This is a genomic window from bacterium, assembly GCA_041648665.1.
Taxonomy (GTDB): domain Bacteria; phylum UBA10199; class UBA10199; order 2-02-FULL-44-16; family JAAZCA01; genus JAFGMW01.
In genome coordinates this window covers 1-14,080 of sequence record JBAZOP010000075.1, presented here as the reverse complement: position 1 = coordinate 14,080, position 14,080 = coordinate 1, and the positions used below count along the sequence as shown (strand labels likewise).

The window sequence follows — 14,080 nt, the reverse complement described above, 5'->3', positions numbered from 1 at the left end:
ATGATTATCATCCAATGATCCGGCCATGAGCGAACAGGCGGCGCCATCCTGCGGATATGCAGGGCCCTCTCCGGGTCCGGAGGATTTCTCCTCATCGTCTGCGGTACCCCCGGTCGAACCAGCATCAGCCGCAGGCTCAGGGCAGATCTTGGCTTCGTTGTCATAGACGTCCGGGATGCCGTTGGCATTGGCGTCGAGCCAGCCGCCCTCCTGCGCATCAGGGCACCCGTCGTTGTCCGAATCGTCGTCCCTGGCGTTGGGAACTCCGTCGCAGTCCAAGTCGCTGATGGTCTCCGGCGGCATGCACTCGCCCTCGCCCTGAACGATGAGATAGTCGAAGTCAGGCAGACCGTCGCCGTCGTAATCGCCCCCGTCCTCGACCCCGTCCTCAAGGCCGTCGCGGTCGGTGTCCATCACCGATGGATCCGTCTCATCCGGATCGAGCCACCCGTTGCCGTTCAAATCCTCTTCCCCGTCCGAGAGCCCGTCCCCGTCAGAATCGGGGTTGAGGGGATCCATCTCGTTCGGATTTTTGTAGTTGGTGCCTGCGGCCATGAGGCCGTGACAGCCGTTCTTCTCCTCAGGCTGGATCATTCCGGCTTCCACGCCGTCCGAGAGCCCGTCCTCGTCCGTATCGCAGGTGTTTCGCTTGGTGCCCAGCCTCTGCTCGTCGCCATCCCCGATTCCGTCGCCGTCAGTGTCAAAGGCGAGAGGGTCTGATTCATCCGGGCCCAGAATTTCGTCGCCGTCGCGATCACCCTCATCGCCGTCTATGATGCCGTCGACGTCGGTGTCAGGATTGGATGGATCCGTCTCTCCCTCGTCCACGACGCCATTGTTGTTTATATCCTCGTCGCAATTCGTGAGGCCATCGCTGTCGGAGTCCGCGTCGCAGTCGCCCGCAGGCCCGACTATCCCGATAACCCTGTCTGCGGCAAATACGCGGGAGGAGGCGAAAAGGCCGGCACCGGTCGATACGATGAGGATGAAAAGCCCAAGCCACGCAAAGCGGACCATGCGCCCCCTATCATTATAATTATGGACGGTCTCCATACGCATCCTTTTCGCCTGCCCGCAAAAAATGTTGCTCACTTTTTTAGGCCGGCCAGGACAGGGTGTGGAGGCTCACTGCGTCAGGGCCTTAACGCAGCGCGCGTTGAAATCGCGCAACTTTCCGGCAGGGTGGTCGATAACAGCATCAGTCACAGGGGTGCACAACAATGGTGAATTCTTGTACATATCTGAAGGACGCCTCAGTGAGGCAGAGGTGCGAAGAGCTCATGCGCGCCTGCGAGACGCTTGATCCCGCAAACCCTGTCCTCGAAATGGAAGCCGGCCCGGTCAACGTAAACAACAGCAAGACGTGTTTCATGATGGCCCCTACCCTGCTCAAGCTCGGCCACACCCTCAAAAAGGGAGCAGGGCCTGATCCTGAACCTCAACCTGCGCCTCAGCCTGAACCTCAGCCTAAGCCTGAACCTAAACCTGAACCTAAACCTGAACCTGAACCTCAGCCTAAGCCTCAGCCTGCTCCGAAGAGGAGTTCATGGGCTGATCTAGGATCGCCCAGTCAACCAACCGAACCAGGGGAGACAGTTGAGACCCCGACTTCCGCGCCTCGGGAGTCGTGCATCATGAAACCGTTCACAGCCCAGCTCATCGCGGACAACAGGAAGATGGTCGCGAAGAGGACCCTGCTCCTCGGCAAGGGCAAGGGGGCTCGCGTGAAAGTCGAATACAGCGTAGGCAAGACGGAGTCGCCTGAGATCTTCGAGATGACTTATGATCTCACGCTGAATGGAGAGGTCCTGGGGAACAGACAGTCGCTGCGCTTCAAGGCGCCTTTGAACAATGTATCCCTGCAATTCGAGATAACACCGAGCGCCGAACAACCGGGGATAGTACAGTCGATAAGAATCATCCAGATGCAGTGAGGCCGATCAGGCATTGTCCACGCCCGTCTTGTATTTGCAGCCCTTCCTCGCACAGTGGATTTCAAGCTCGCCGCCCTTGCGCGAAGCCTTCTTCACCAGCACCGGATAACCGCACTGCGGGCACGGGCCCGTGATCGGCATATCCCAGAGCGCGAACTTGCACGCGGGGTAGCCGGCGCAGCCGTAGAAGATCTTGCCTCGCCGCGTGCTCTTCTGCACGAGTTCGGCCTTGCCGCACTCCGGACACGTGACCTTGGTCCCTATGGAGCGCGTGCCCTTGCACTCCGGGTATTTAGTGCACGCCAGGAACTCGCCGAATCGACCCCTGCGCAAGACCATGGGGCTGCCGCAGATTTCGCATACCTCGTCGGTGGCCGCAGCCTCCGAGACGACTATGGCGCCGGCCTCGTTGCGCGTGAACTCCTTGGTGTTGCGGCAGTCCGGGTAACCGGAACAGGCGAGGAACTCCCCGTGGCGGCCCCACTTTATGACCATGGGTTTGCCGCACTTTTCGCACATGATGTTCGTCTCGACCTGTTGTCTCTTCACGTCGCGCATCTTGACGCGGGCCTTTGCGAGCGCATCTTTGAACGGCGTGTAAAAATCGTTGAGCGTCTCGACCCAGCCCCGGCGGCCCTCCTCCACCTCGTCCAGCTCCACCTCCATCTGCGCGGTGAACCCCACGTCCAGGATCGACGGGAAGCTGGAGACCAGCAGCCCGTTTACGAGCCTGCCCAGCTCCGAGGGGAAGAATCGCCCCTCCGTCTTTCTCACATAGCCCTTGTCCTGGATCACGCTCATGATCGAGGCGTACGTCGACGGCCTGCCGATGCCCTTCTCTTCGAGCTCCTTGACCAGGGATGCCTCGGTGAATCGCGGCGGCGGCTGCGTGAAGTGCTGATTCGGATCGATGCCCAGGACCTTTAGGATCTCGCCTTCCTTGAGGGCAGGCAGCGTGGGATTCTCCTCCTCGTCCTTCTCGCGCGCGTCGTCCTCGCCCTCGAGATAAACGGCGATGAAGCCCGGGAACTTGAGCACTTGGCCCGTGGCGCGCAGCAGGAAGCGGCCGGCCTCGATATCGAACCCGGTCTGGTCGAACACGGCCGGCATCATCTGCGAGGCCACGAAGCGCTTCCAGATGAGATCATAGAGCCTCTGCTCGTCCTTGCCCAGATACTTGCTCACCGTCTCGGGGGGATAATTCATGGACGTGGGTCTGACCGCCTCATGCGCCTCCTGGGCATTCTTCTTCGATTTGTAGACGTTCGGCTTATCAGGCAGCGACTCTCCGCCGAAGCGGTCCTTTATGAACGCCCTCACCTCTTCGATCGCCGACGAAGCGATGTGGGTGGAGTCGGTTCGCATGTACGTGATGAGGCCCACCGAGCCCTCGTCGCCGAGCTCCACTCCCTCGTAGAGCCTCTGCGCGAGCATCATCGTCTTCTTGGCGGTGAATCCCAGTTTTCGCGCCGCCTCCTGCTGGAGCTTGGAGGTGATGAACGGCGGCGAAGGCCTGCGCTGGCGCTCCTTCCTCGTGATCGATGCGAGCTTGAACTTCTCGCGCTCCAGCTCGGAGACGAATTGCTTCGCCTGATCGCCGGCGTTGATTTCAAAGTCCTTGCCGTCGACCCTTATGAGCTTGGCCTCGAACGGCGGGGGCTTGCTCCCCTGAAGGTGCGTGACTATGGACCAATATTCCTTGGTGACGAACTTCTCAATCTCGTCCTCGCGCTCGCAGACTATCCGCACAGCCACCGACTGCACGCGGCCGGCCGATAGACCCCTGCGGACCTTTTCCCACAGGAGCGGCGAGATGCGATAGCCCACAAGTCTGTCTAGTATCCGGCGGGCCTGCTGCGCCTCGAAGAGGTTGCGGTCCAATTCTGTCGGATTATCGATCGCCTCCCTGATCGCGCGCTGGGTGATCTCGTTGAAGCGGGCGCGGACAATGCGCGGCCCGGAGGAGCCCTTTGTTTTCTTCTTCGAGCCCTTTCTGATCTGCTCCGCGATGTGCCATGCGATCGCCTCGCCCTCCCTGTCCGGGTCGGGCGCCAGGAAGACCTCGTCCGAGACCTTCGCGGCGTCGGTTATCTGCTTGAGCACCTTGGACTTGCCTTTGATCACCACGTACTTGGGCTCGAAGCCGTTCTCCACGTCCACGCCGATATCGCGCTGAGGCAGGTCTATCACGTGGCCGACCGAGGCGATGACCGAATATCCCTTGCCGAGGTATTTCTTTATGGTTTTGGCCTTGGCCGGCGACTCGACTATGACGAGAGCGTTAGGCATCAGATCCCCTTTTTCTGCGCCAGCGTCGGCCCGCAAGCTCCTCCACGGAGCCTGCGATGCGAAGTTCCGAGAGTCCAGCCAGCACATCGGCCGCCCTCATCCCGCTCTTCGCCACGATCTCATCGACAGAGGCATGACCCCTAGCCGGCACTGCGCGCAAAAGTGGTGAGTCCATATCCACATCGTTTTCAAATTGTCCAGCCCTTTTGAGGAATCGGCGTCCAACGAGGAGTGGAGACACTATCGCCTCCACGTCGTCCGCGCTCTCCACGAGAGGAGCGCCGTCGCGTATCAGGGCATTGACCCCGCGGGCCCCGAACGTGCCGCCCGCGCCGGGCACGGCCATCACCTCCCTGTTCTGCTCCAGCGCGAACCTGGCGGTGATGAGGCTGCCGCTCTTCGCAGCCGCCTCGACAACCACCGTGGCGAGGGACATGCCGCTGATTATGCGGTTGCGCTGGGGAAAGTTCGGCTTGTTGGGCAAGGCGCCCAGCGGAAATTCGGAGAGGATGAGCCCGCACGCCGCCACGGCCTCGTACAGCCTCTCATTGCCCGGCGGATAGACGATGTCCGGGCCGCAGCCCATCACGGCAACCGTTGGCCCTCCGCCGGAGAGCGCCCCCCTGTGACAGGCGGAGTCGATGCCATAAGCAAGCCCGCTCGCCACGACATAGCCCTTCTCCGCAAGCCCCTCTGCGATCGCGGCGCCGGCCTCGATCGCACGCTGACTGGCCCTGCGCGAACCCACCATCGCAACCATGGGCATGCCGAGGGATTCGACCAGTTTTCCCCTGGCCACGAGGAGAGAGGGGGGATCGACGATCTGGCGCAGGAGTTCAGGATAACACGGATCCGCGATGGATATGATCGAGAGGCCGGCCCTCTCTATCTCCTTGAATTCCCCTTCGGCCTCCCTCATCTGTCTTTGACCGAACTTGAGAAACCTGTTCCATAGCGCCGCCTGATCGAGGAAGAGGGGCCGCAGCGTCGGGCGATCGCCTTCAAAGATATTTTCTATCGAACCGCAGGCATCGAGGAGCGTCTTGCCTATCGAGGGAAAGCGAAAGAAGAGGGTTCGGAATGCCAACAAAAATATACGCCCGCGCAGGTCGTCCATCGAATTCCTCCATCCCCACATGACCTGGCACGAGCGGTTTTATCGCGAGCTTCTCGCCCGCATGCTGCACTAGCCTTCAGAGGGCGGCATCTGGTCCACCCTGTCCTTCAATTCCTTGCCCACCTTGAAGAACGGAAGTTTCTTGGGCATCACCTTGATCGACTCGCCTGTCCTCGGATTGCGGCCCGTGTACGCGCCGTACTCCTTGACCACGAAACTCCCGAGCCCCCTGATCTCTATGCGATCGCCCTTCACTATCGCTTCCGTCATCGAGTCGAATATGAGGTTGACGACGTCCTCGGCCCTCTTCTTCGTGATCTGCGCCTTGGCAGATACCGTCTCGATGAGCTCTGATTTATTCATCGTCACCTCTGCGTAATTTGCCGATTTCACTGAAGAATTTAGCAATACGCCCCATGACTGTCAAGCATCATTTTATCAGGAATGTAATCAAAGACGCTGCCTAGGCCTTGCGGCGAATCGCCATGAGATTCTTATCGGCTGCGGCAGGATAACCCCACGCTCGCTCGAATCGATCGACGGGGACGATGAGCCCGGGCCTTGGCGGAAGCCCGGGATCGTGGATCTTGATCGAGTTCTTTTCCACATCGCAGATCACGACAAAATGGCCTGAGTAGCCCGGCTCCTGATTGAGGGCGCAGGCATTGATATTCACGATCAGCACCGCACCATCAGCGATCCTGAAGACAAGATCAGAGAGGTCAGGCGCCTTTTGAATTATGCGACCAAACTCGACGAAATGGCGCGCGAATTTCATCTCCCTTTCCACGTCGCTGTGCTCTATCTGCGCGCGGCCCACCTCCTCGCCGTACCTCGCAAGGAGATATTCGCCGCCTCGCAGCGCGAACTCCTCGTAGTCGAAATTCTCCACCAGCTCCGGGTCCAGCCCGTTATCCAGCATCCAGATCATGGCCGCGGTCGGCCACGTCCACTTGCCCGGAAGCTTCTGCGATATGCGATCGAGCTCGTCGTAGGTGAAGGTGCGCTCCGGCATGAGCACGGCCAGCGCCATCTTCATCGCCGCCTGGAAACAATGCGTGCCGTCGCCTGTGTTTGGAAAAAATGGGATATTCATGACAGTCAGCCGATCTGTGGGCCCGGCGCGAATCGAACGCGCGACCCCCTGCTTAGGAGGCAGGTGCTCTATCCGCTGAGCTACGAGCCCACAGGTCGGCCGTCAGTAGGTGACCATCGAGTAGACCGGAACGCCCTTGATCTTATCGCGGCCGCCCAAGGAGCCCAGCTCCACGATGAAAGCGCACTCGACGACCTCGCCGCCCTGCCCTTTCACGAGCTGGCACGCGGCCTTGGCCGTGCCGCCGGTCGCCAGCAGGTCATCCATCACCACCACCTTCTGGCCGCGGGTTATGGCGTCGGTGTGCATCTCGATGGTCGCGGAGCCATACTCCAGGTCATACGAGATGTCCACGGTCTTATAGGGAAGTTTGCCCTTCTTGCGCACCGGGACAAAGGACGCGCCGAGTTTTTCCGCGAGAGGCGCAGCGAAGATGAAGCCGCGCGATTCGATTCCGACCACGACATCGACGCCCTTTTTTTCGTAGCGGCGGACGAGCCCCTCTATCGTTGCGGAGAAGGCCTTGTGGTTCGCGAGCAACGGGGTGATGTCCTTGAAGATGATGCCCGGCTTGGGAAAATCCGGGATGTCCCTGATGTTGGCCTTTACGATCTTCTCCATCCTCTCCTCCTCGCTCGTCTTGTTCGTCGTGGTCATGCGGTGCGCCTCGCTGATGCAGCCCTAGCCGCGTTTGGGCAGGAAAAATAGGGGATTGCGCGCTGTTTGTCCATGTCGAATTTCAAAGTGCAGGTGCGGCCCTGTGGCCCTCCCCGTGCGCCCGACCTTTCCTATCACCTGCCCCTGTTTCACCGTCTGCCCCTTCTTCACCTTGTTTACGCTGTTGTGCGAGTAGGCGGTGAACATGTTGTCCTTGTGGCGGAGGAGGATGAGGTTTCCATAACCGCGCATAGAGCCGGAGTACACGACCTTGCCGGCGGCCGAGGCCTTTATCGGTGTGCCGGTCTTCGCGCTGATATCGATGCCGTCGTGCCTGCGGCCGTCGCGATAACCGAAGGGGGAGCTCAACCTGCCGTCCACCGGCCAGATGAAGCGGCCCCGGTAGAATTTGATTTTGTCCGATTTCGCCCCTGCCTTCTTGCCCTTCGCCTCTTTCTTTGCCGTAACATCGTCGCCGAAGGGCAGCTTCTTGACCCCCTCCTTCTTCACGCGCGGAGGTATGTAGAGGCGCATCCCGGACTTGATCTCGCCCGGGTCCATGATGTTGTTGTACTCGGCGAGCGTCTGCACGTCCGTGCGATAGATCTTGGCGATGCGCTGGATCGACTCGCCGCTGCGGACCTTGTGATACACCCCTCGCTTGTCGTAAGAGGTGGCGCAGCCCGCAACCCCAAGGAGGAGCACTGCTATGATGATTGCATGAAGAAAGCGTTTCATCGACATCAACTCTCTCTCTGCCATCCATCTTTTCCGATAAGTTTCACGAAGCGGCACGCCGTGACGCTCCTCGTGTCGAACTCGTCGCCGCGCCTCGTGATCACGTCCAGCCGCTGGATCTCCTCGCCGCCGACTGGAATGACGAGCCTCCCGCCGTCCGCCAGCTGCGCCATGAGCGCCTCCGGCACCACGGGCGCGCCGGCGGTCACGATGATCCCGTCGAACGGCGCCTCCTCCGGCCAACCCAGCGTGCCGTCCCCTATGCGGAGCGTGATATTTTCATAGCCGATCCTGTAGAGCACCTTGCGCGCGCGTATCGAAAGGTCGTGAATGCGCTCGATCGTGTAGACCTGTCGCGCCATCTCAGCGAGCACTGCGGCCTGATATCCCGAGCCGGTGCCGATCTCCAATATTTTTTCGTTTCCTTCGATGGCCAAAGCCTCGGTCATGATAGCGACCATCATGGGCTGCGAGATCGTCTGATTGAAGCCGATCGGGAGCGGCCTGTCCTGATAGGCCTGATCCTCCATGCCCGGACTCACGAACGCGTGGCGTTTGACCCTGCCCATGACCTCTAGCACGCGCGAATCGCGGACGCCGCCGGGGATGAGCTGCTCGGTCACCATCCTACGCCTCGCCACTGAATAAGGGTCCGGTTTCGAGTTCGCCGGAGCCTTGAGCTCCTTTCTTCGCCCGATCATTCGAAGCTCCGCCTCCATTTCATTGCAAAGGGGAACTTCTCGACAGCCCGAAGCTCCGCGCCACCCGTGAGGTTGACTCGAAGCGGCGTGATGGAGACGAACCCCTTGCGCACCGCATTGCAGTCCGAATGCGGAACGTCCTCGAAGCCGCTCTGGTCGCCGCCTATCCAGTAGTACTTCTTTCCCCTGGGATCGGTCTTCTCCACGATCACCCCTCCGTAGTTCCGCTTGCCCTGCCTGGTCAGCGCAAAACCCTTTATGGATTCGATCGGGACGTCGGGAACGTTCACGTTGAGCACGACCCCTCGCGGCAACCCGTCGCGCAGCACGCCCTGCGCAATTTCGCGCGCGCATGCAGCCGCGGTCTCCAGGTGTTTTCCCTTTCCCATGCTCGAGACGGAGATCGAGGGTATGCCCAGTATCCCGCCCTCGAACGCGACCGACACCGTGCCCGAGTAGTGCACATCGTCGCCCAGGTTCGGCCCGTGGTTGATGCCTGAGACTATGAGGTCAGGCCTCTGGCCCAAAAGCCCGTGCACCGCGAGCAGCACGCAGTCCGTGGGCGTACCGTCCACGGAATAGACGTCGCGCGAGACGCGCTCCACGCGCAGGGGCCTGTGCAGCGTGATCGAGTGACTGGAAGCGCTGCGCTCCTTGTCGGGCGCCGCGATCACCACCCTGCCGAGCGAACCGAGGGCGCGCGCGAGCCTTCTCAACCCGTCGGCGCGCACGCCGTCGTCGTTCGAGACGAGGATCAGCGGCGAGGATTGCGCTCTTTTCTTTCTTCTTCCCGTTTGACGCATGACACCCCTGGCGAGCTAAATTCTCAATATTATTGAATATTTACGGCATAGCTCATCATGTGTCAAGCGAAACTGCCGTTTGTTCCCCTCCCGAGTCGCCGATCGCTAGCCGCGGGTCACGGCTTTCTTGCATTTTCCAATCGACGTTGTTAAACGCCGGCATCTTATGAGCCAACAATACAAGAAGGCGGGCGTGGACATCGATGCGGGAAACCGCTTCGTGGAGATCATCAAACCCTACATCAAGTCGACCCACAGACGCGGCGTTGTCTCGGACATCGGCGGCTTCGGGGGTCTCTACTCGCTGGGCGAGCTCAACATGAAGGACCCCGTGCTCGTCTCAGGCACCGACGGGGTAGGCACGAAGCTGCGCATCGCCATCGAGATGCAAAAGTTCGACACCATCGGCATCGACCTGGTGGCGATGTGCGTCAACGACATCGCGTGCAGCGGCGCCGAGCCGCTCTTCTTCCTGGACTACTTCGCCATGTCGAAGCTCAAGCCCGAGGAACACTCGGAGATCGTGAAGGGCATCGCCCAGGCCTGCAAGAAGACCGGCTGCGCGCTGATCGGCGGAGAGACCGCCGAGATGCCGGACATGTACGCCGAGGATGACTTCGATCTGGCTGGCTTCGCGGTCGGCATAGTGGACCGCTCTAAGATCATCGACGGCAGCGCCATCGGGATCGGAAACGCGATCGTGGGGGTTGAGTCCACCGGCTTCCACAGCAACGGCTACTCGCTCGTGCGCAAGATATTGCGCGATGCAAAGCTCGACCTCAAAAAGGTATACGACGGGATCGACAAGCCCCTGGGCGAGGCGCTGATCACACCCACCGCCCTCTACAGCCCGCTCATCACGCAACTTGCGCGCTCGCACGAGATCAAGGGCGTCGCCCATATCACGGGCGGGGGATTCTGGGACAACATCCCGAGGATACTGCCCGCCGGGGTCAGCGCCGCGATCGACAGGTCCTCGTGGACCATACCGGAGCTCTTCCGCTTCTTCCAACAGAACGGAGGCGTCGACGACCAAGAGATGCTCAGGGTATTCAACTGCGGGGTGGGGCTGGTGATGGTGGTGCCGGCCGACCAGCTCTCCGGGGTCATCGAGACCGCCGGCATCGCTGGATTTTCGGCATTCGAGCTCGGCAGGATAGTGAAGCGCAAGGGCGACGAGCCGCGGATCACCGTCGAATAGACTGCCATGAAAAAAAACCCCTTCCCAATAGGCGTGCTCGCATCAGGCAGCGGGACCAACCTGCAGTCGATCATCGACGCCTCCGAATCAGGCAAGATCAACGCAGAGGTGAAGATCGTCATCAGCGACACGCCCGGCGCCAAGGCGCTGGAGCGCGCGAAGAAACACGGGATACCGGCCCTGCTCGTGCAGAGAGGCGATTTCAAATCCAAGCTGGATTTTGAGCAGAGGATCGTTTCCCTGCTCGCGGAACACGGCGTCTCCCTCGTCTGTCTCGCCGGCTACATGCGCATAATCGGGAAGACGCTGCTCGACGCCTTCTCGATGAAGATCGTCAACATCCACCCGGCCCTCCTGCCCTCATTCCCCGGCCTCGACGGACAACGGCAGGCGCTGGACTACGGCGTGAAGATCGCGGGCTGCACCGTGCACTTCGTGGACGAGCTCACCGACCACGGCCCGATCATCGCGCAGGCCGCGGTCGAGGTGAAGGAGGATGACACGGTGGATTCGCTGCGCGAGAGGATCATCAAGGAAGAACACCGCATATACCCAGAGGCCATCGGACTATATGCGGATGGAAGGTTGACAGTGGAAGGCAGGCGGGTAAGGATAACGGGCGTCCGATAGATCGGGCCGCGCTTAAAGGGGGAGAGATGAAAAGACTATTCGCATTCGTATTGGCGGCAGCCGTCATGGTCGCGGCTCAGACGGCGGGCGCCGAGGGCAACGCGGCCGGAAACTTCACGGTGGGCATAGGGCCTGCGGGCAACGTCTACGTGGTCGATTCCAGCCCGGAGCTCGATCCGGGCATCGGCGGTTACCTCTTCTTCGACTACCGCTGGTCGCCGCAGTTCTCCACGCAGGTGAGCGTGCTCGTCACCACTCAGGACGGCACCGGCATATCCGATGGCGACGGCGGCATCGAATTTCTGGGCATCCCGACATTTGATCTCAAGTTCTATCTCTTCTCCGAGCCTTCGCGCTGGGATCCCTACGGACTCATCGGCCTGGGCGTGTATGCGGTGACCGAGGGCTCGCAGAACAACGGCACATGGGCAGTCGGCGTCGGCGCCGACATAGGGCTGGGCACCGACTTCTATCTCACTGAGAAGTGGTCGCTGGGACTGCAGTTCATATTCCGCTCGATCGGCCTCATAGATTCCACCAGCGGCTCGAACAACGGCACCGCCCTGTTCCCGTTCTCCATGCTGGGGAACGTGGCGTATCATTTCTAAGCTGATGAAACCATCAATGAAAAAGATCGTCCTGTTGTCGCTTGCTGCGGCGCTCGCCGTCTCGGCGTGTTCGCGCAAACCCGAATCCTTCGAGGAGCAGCGCAAGGACATGGTGCGCAAGCAGATCGAGCAGCGAGGCATACAGGATCGCTCGATCGTGAATGCCTTCATGTCAGTGCCGCGCGAGGAGTTCGTGACCGATAAGTACAAGGATCGCGCATACGAGGACAACGAGGCACCGATAGGATACGAGCAGTCGCTCGACCGGCCCTACGAGAACGCGCTCATGATCCTCGCGCTCGACATTCAGCCCGGCGAGAAGGTGCTGGAGGTCGGCACGGGCTCAGGCTACCTGGCCTCGCTGATGTCAAAGATCGCGAAAGAGGTCTACACGATAGAGATCGTGCCCGAGATCGCGGACATGGCGCGCGCCCACATCGCAAGACTCGGGTACAAGAATATCGAGATAAAAACAGGCGACGGGTTTGTGGGCTGGCCTGAGCACGCGCCTTTCGACGCGATTGTGCTAACCTGCAGCCCGGACGAGATGCCCAAGCCGCTCGTCGAGCAGCTCGCCGAGGGCGGAAGGCTGGTCCTGCCCATGGGCGGCACTGAAAAATTCCAGGAGCTTATACTCTACGAGAAGACAGGAGGAGAGTTCAAGCAGAAGGCCCGCCTCTCACCCACCGAATTCGTGCCTATGCAGGGGAAGATCCGCCAATAAAATCGGCTCCTGCCGACACCAGTGAAGTGACATCATCGGACAACTCCGCCTCGCCCAACTCCTTGAATATCCCGGCCGCTTCCGCCAGATTTCCCATGATGACGTTCAATTCAGCAGTATCCCCAATCTCGTCAAACCTTGGGCCACCCTCTTTGGAGAGGCCCAGCGCCTCCCGCACCATGGAACCGGCAAGCTCGAGCCTGCGCTCGTAATAAAACGCGACGTCGCCCTGTATGCTGGCAAGCTCGCTGTAGAGGTCCATCCTGCCGGCCCGAAGCGCGCTCGAAAGACCCATAAAAAGCCTCAGGATAGGCTTCCCTCCATCGTAGCTTATGGATTTGAGCCACTGGCTCGCCTCTGCGGAACGCATAGGATTGTATTGCTCAAGACCACCTGCCCGCCTGTCGCGCATGTCCGCAGCAAGCCCGTATGTGACCGCAGCGGCGACATCACGCGGGGCTTTGAACCCAAGGAACTCCTGGGCGGCAGCCGCAAAAGAAAACTCCGCCATGTCCAGGGACCACGGTATGCCCATATTCGCGAAGAGAACCCCGGCAGTAAAAAAGGAGTCGGCAGGATCAACCGCAGTTCCGGGCTGAGATTCAAAAACCGAGGCATTATGCCTCTGCAGATGCGCCCTCGTCAGGATCGACTTCGCAAGATCGGCGTAACCGTAGCCGCCGCCGTGCAGAAACGAGAGCCTCGCCAGCCTCTCCGCCAACAAGCGTACTGTAAGCCCCGAGAACTCCCTTGGCGCGCCGCTCATGGGGGCGACTCCATCCGGGGCATGGAACGAACTGAGCAACTGGGATGCAATGAGCTCGCGTCTGACCGCGAGCTCCGACGCCGCCTGCCCTGTATAGAAGGTGTCGACCGGCAACAAATCGGCCGCCTTGAGATTCAGCATGCTCCTCAGCATCCCGACGTCATCGGCCAGTTCCTCATCATCGAGCTGTTGGGCGATGGAGTTTACGTCCCACTCCGGCTGATCACCCTTCTTGAAGTCGATATTCAGCAGAGATTTTGCGCCGACCTGCATGTCGTCTATAGAGGTAAAGACTATGCTGCCGTTCACAATATCGGTCGGCACCACGCCGATCAACTGGTGGTTCGCAATCCCGGTCAGGGCCTGGTGAAACTGCGCAAAATTCGTGATCGCGTTCATGTTGTAGTCCCCTCTATTAGAGCCTCGGTTACGAACTAACGGCTATCCCTCCGGTCAGATGGCTGAGCAGCCAGTCCCCCTCCTCAAAGATCTTTACGATCTTTTCCTCTGCCGCGCGATTCAAATCATTCCCTCCGAGATCCCAGTTGTTGCGCTCGAGCCTCTCGATCTCCGTCAGACCCTGACGGAACTTCGCATGTGCAGCGGGACAAAACCTCTTTTCCGACCGCCACTCTGGGTTGGCTTGATCCAGGCACCACGACGAATGCTCTTCGTGACTCTTACTCAGCGCCTCTAAGTCGCCCCCATCCCATGCATGCTGCATGGCGCGGAAAACGTGGTAAATGTAAGCGTACGGGGCGGAACGATCCGGAGAGCGGGTTGCAAGCCATTGCCTTGCCGCAGCGGAATGCAATT

Annotated in this window: 16 protein-coding genes and 1 tRNA gene; 5 read left to right on the top strand and 12 right to left on the bottom strand. The window is 60.3% G+C overall.

Annotation, left to right across the window (positions count from 1 at the left end; genetic code table 11):
• Positions 1–1,053, bottom strand: a 1,053-nt coding sequence (locus WC683_16010; protein ID MFA4974114.1) for a hypothetical protein, incomplete at its 3' end; no start/stop codon positions are given.
• Positions 1,054–1,634: 581 nt separating this feature from the next.
• Here WC683_16010 and WC683_16005 point away from each other — a divergent pair.
• On the top strand, positions 1,635–1,934 hold the full coding sequence (locus tag WC683_16005; GenBank protein MFA4974113.1) for a hypothetical protein: 300 nt from the start codon (positions 1,635–1,637) through the stop codon (positions 1,932–1,934).
• A gap of 6 nt (positions 1,935–1,940) precedes the next feature.
• On the opposite strand, the gene topA is transcribed toward WC683_16005, so the two are convergent.
• The 9 genes from topA to surE all read right to left on the bottom strand — a co-directional run bounded on the left by topA (position 1,941) and on the right by surE (position 9,335).
• A complete protein-coding gene (gene topA, locus WC683_16000) occupies positions 1,941–4,223 on the bottom strand; it encodes a type I DNA topoisomerase (GenBank protein ID MFA4974112.1) in 2,283 nt (760 codons plus the stop codon).
• Positions 4,216–5,340 carry a DNA-processing protein DprA gene (gene dprA, locus WC683_15995; protein ID MFA4974111.1) on the bottom strand — a complete coding sequence of 375 codons (1,125 nt, stop codon included), beginning with the start codon at positions 5,338–5,340 and terminating at the stop codon, positions 4,216–4,218. Before dprA ends, topA begins: the two co-directional genes overlap by 8 nt.
• A 69-nt stretch (positions 5,341–5,409) precedes the next feature.
• The gene (locus WC683_15990; GenBank protein ID MFA4974110.1) at positions 5,410–5,703 is read right to left on the bottom strand and encodes an HU family DNA-binding protein; all 294 of its coding nucleotides are present in this window, start codon (positions 5,701–5,703) and stop codon (positions 5,410–5,412) included.
• A gap of 100 nt (positions 5,704–5,803) precedes the next feature.
• On the bottom strand, positions 5,804–6,436 hold the full coding sequence (locus tag WC683_15985; GenBank protein MFA4974109.1) for a hypothetical protein: 633 nt from the start codon (positions 6,434–6,436) through the stop codon (positions 5,804–5,806).
• Between the two features lie 17 nt (positions 6,437–6,453).
• Positions 6,454–6,526 (bottom strand) — tRNA-Arg (locus tag WC683_15980).
• A gap of 12 nt (positions 6,527–6,538) precedes the next feature.
• Positions 6,539–7,093, bottom strand: coding sequence for an adenine phosphoribosyltransferase (locus tag WC683_15975; protein ID MFA4974108.1), 555 nt, complete (start codon positions 7,091–7,093; stop codon positions 6,539–6,541).
• Positions 7,094–7,117: 24 nt separating this feature from the next.
• A complete protein-coding gene (locus WC683_15970; protein MFA4974107.1) occupies positions 7,118–7,837 on the bottom strand; it encodes a peptidoglycan DD-metalloendopeptidase family protein in 720 nt (239 codons plus the stop codon).
• A complete protein-coding gene (locus WC683_15965; GenBank protein ID MFA4974106.1) occupies positions 7,837–8,532 on the bottom strand; it encodes a protein-L-isoaspartate(D-aspartate) O-methyltransferase in 696 nt (231 codons plus the stop codon). Before WC683_15965 ends, WC683_15970 begins: the two co-directional genes overlap by 1 nt.
• Positions 8,529–9,335 (bottom strand): 5'/3'-nucleotidase SurE, encoded by an 807-nt coding sequence (gene surE, locus WC683_15960; GenBank protein MFA4974105.1) that lies wholly within the window; start codon positions 9,333–9,335, stop codon positions 8,529–8,531. Before surE ends, WC683_15965 begins: the two co-directional genes overlap by 4 nt.
• Positions 9,336–9,501: 166 nt before the next feature.
• Here surE and purM point away from each other — a divergent pair, with 166 nt between their 5' ends.
• Genes purM through WC683_15940 form a run of 4 tightly spaced genes read left to right on the top strand, consistent with a single transcriptional unit; the run spans position 9,502 to position 12,498 of the window.
• Positions 9,502–10,536, top strand: a complete 1,035-nt coding sequence (gene purM / locus WC683_15955; protein ID MFA4974104.1) for a phosphoribosylformylglycinamidine cyclo-ligase — start codon at positions 9,502–9,504, stop codon at positions 10,534–10,536.
• Between the two features lie 6 nt (positions 10,537–10,542).
• Entirely contained in the window at positions 10,543–11,166 is a 624-nt protein-coding gene (purN, locus tag WC683_15950) for a phosphoribosylglycinamide formyltransferase (GenBank protein ID MFA4974103.1), read from the top strand.
• 26 nt (positions 11,167–11,192) lie between these two features.
• Positions 11,193–11,774, top strand: a complete 582-nt coding sequence (locus WC683_15945) for an outer membrane beta-barrel protein (GenBank protein ID MFA4974102.1) — start codon at positions 11,193–11,195, stop codon at positions 11,772–11,774.
• Positions 11,775–11,790: 16 nt separating this feature from the next.
• Complete coding sequence (locus WC683_15940) at positions 11,791–12,498, top strand: protein-L-isoaspartate(D-aspartate) O-methyltransferase (GenBank protein MFA4974101.1); 708 nt, start codon at positions 11,791–11,793, stop codon at positions 12,496–12,498.
• Here the strand turns inward: WC683_15940 and WC683_15935 are convergent.
• Complete coding sequence (locus WC683_15935) at positions 12,473–13,663, bottom strand: hypothetical protein (GenBank protein ID MFA4974100.1); 1,191 nt, start codon at positions 13,661–13,663, stop codon at positions 12,473–12,475. The two genes, WC683_15940 and WC683_15935, sit on opposite strands and share 26 nt — an antisense overlap.
• Before the next feature lie 28 nt (positions 13,664–13,691).
• The coding region (locus WC683_15930) for a hypothetical protein (GenBank protein ID MFA4974099.1) at positions 13,692–14,080 on the bottom strand (389 nt) is incomplete at its 5' end.

What these genes read in the sequence shown, in the direction of transcription:
- WC683_16005 (MFA4974113.1), top strand. Translation starts at nt 1,635, where the DNA reads ATGAAACCGTTCACAGCCCAGCTCATCGCGGACAACAGGAAGATGGTC.
- topA (MFA4974112.1), bottom strand. Translation starts at nt 4,223, where the DNA reads ATGCCTAACGCTCTCGTCATAGTCGAGTCGCCGGCCAAGGCCAAAACC.
- dprA (MFA4974111.1), bottom strand. Translation starts at nt 5,340, where the DNA reads ATGGACGACCTGCGCGGGCGTATATTTTTGTTGGCATTCCGAACCCTC.
- WC683_15990 (MFA4974110.1), bottom strand. Translation starts at nt 5,703, where the DNA reads ATGAATAAATCAGAGCTCATCGAGACGGTATCTGCCAAGGCGCAGATC.
- WC683_15985 (MFA4974109.1), bottom strand. Translation starts at nt 6,436, where the DNA reads ATGAATATCCCATTTTTTCCAAACACAGGCGACGGCACGCATTGTTTC.
- WC683_15975 (MFA4974108.1), bottom strand. Translation starts at nt 7,093, where the DNA reads ATGACCACGACGAACAAGACGAGCGAGGAGGAGAGGATGGAGAAGATC.
- WC683_15970 (MFA4974107.1), bottom strand. Translation starts at nt 7,837, where the DNA reads ATGTCGATGAAACGCTTTCTTCATGCAATCATCATAGCAGTGCTCCTC.
- WC683_15965 (MFA4974106.1), bottom strand. Translation starts at nt 8,532, where the DNA reads ATGATCGGGCGAAGAAAGGAGCTCAAGGCTCCGGCGAACTCGAAACCG.
- surE (MFA4974105.1), bottom strand. Translation starts at nt 9,335, where the DNA reads ATGCGTCAAACGGGAAGAAGAAAGAAAAGAGCGCAATCCTCGCCGCTG.
- purM (MFA4974104.1), top strand. Translation starts at nt 9,502, where the DNA reads ATGAGCCAACAATACAAGAAGGCGGGCGTGGACATCGATGCGGGAAAC.
- purN (MFA4974103.1), top strand. Translation starts at nt 10,543, where the DNA reads ATGAAAAAAAACCCCTTCCCAATAGGCGTGCTCGCATCAGGCAGCGGG.
- WC683_15945 (MFA4974102.1), top strand. Translation starts at nt 11,193, where the DNA reads ATGAAAAGACTATTCGCATTCGTATTGGCGGCAGCCGTCATGGTCGCG.
- WC683_15940 (MFA4974101.1), top strand. Translation starts at nt 11,791, where the DNA reads ATGAAAAAGATCGTCCTGTTGTCGCTTGCTGCGGCGCTCGCCGTCTCG.
- WC683_15935 (MFA4974100.1), bottom strand. Translation starts at nt 13,663, where the DNA reads ATGAACGCGATCACGAATTTTGCGCAGTTTCACCAGGCCCTGACCGGG.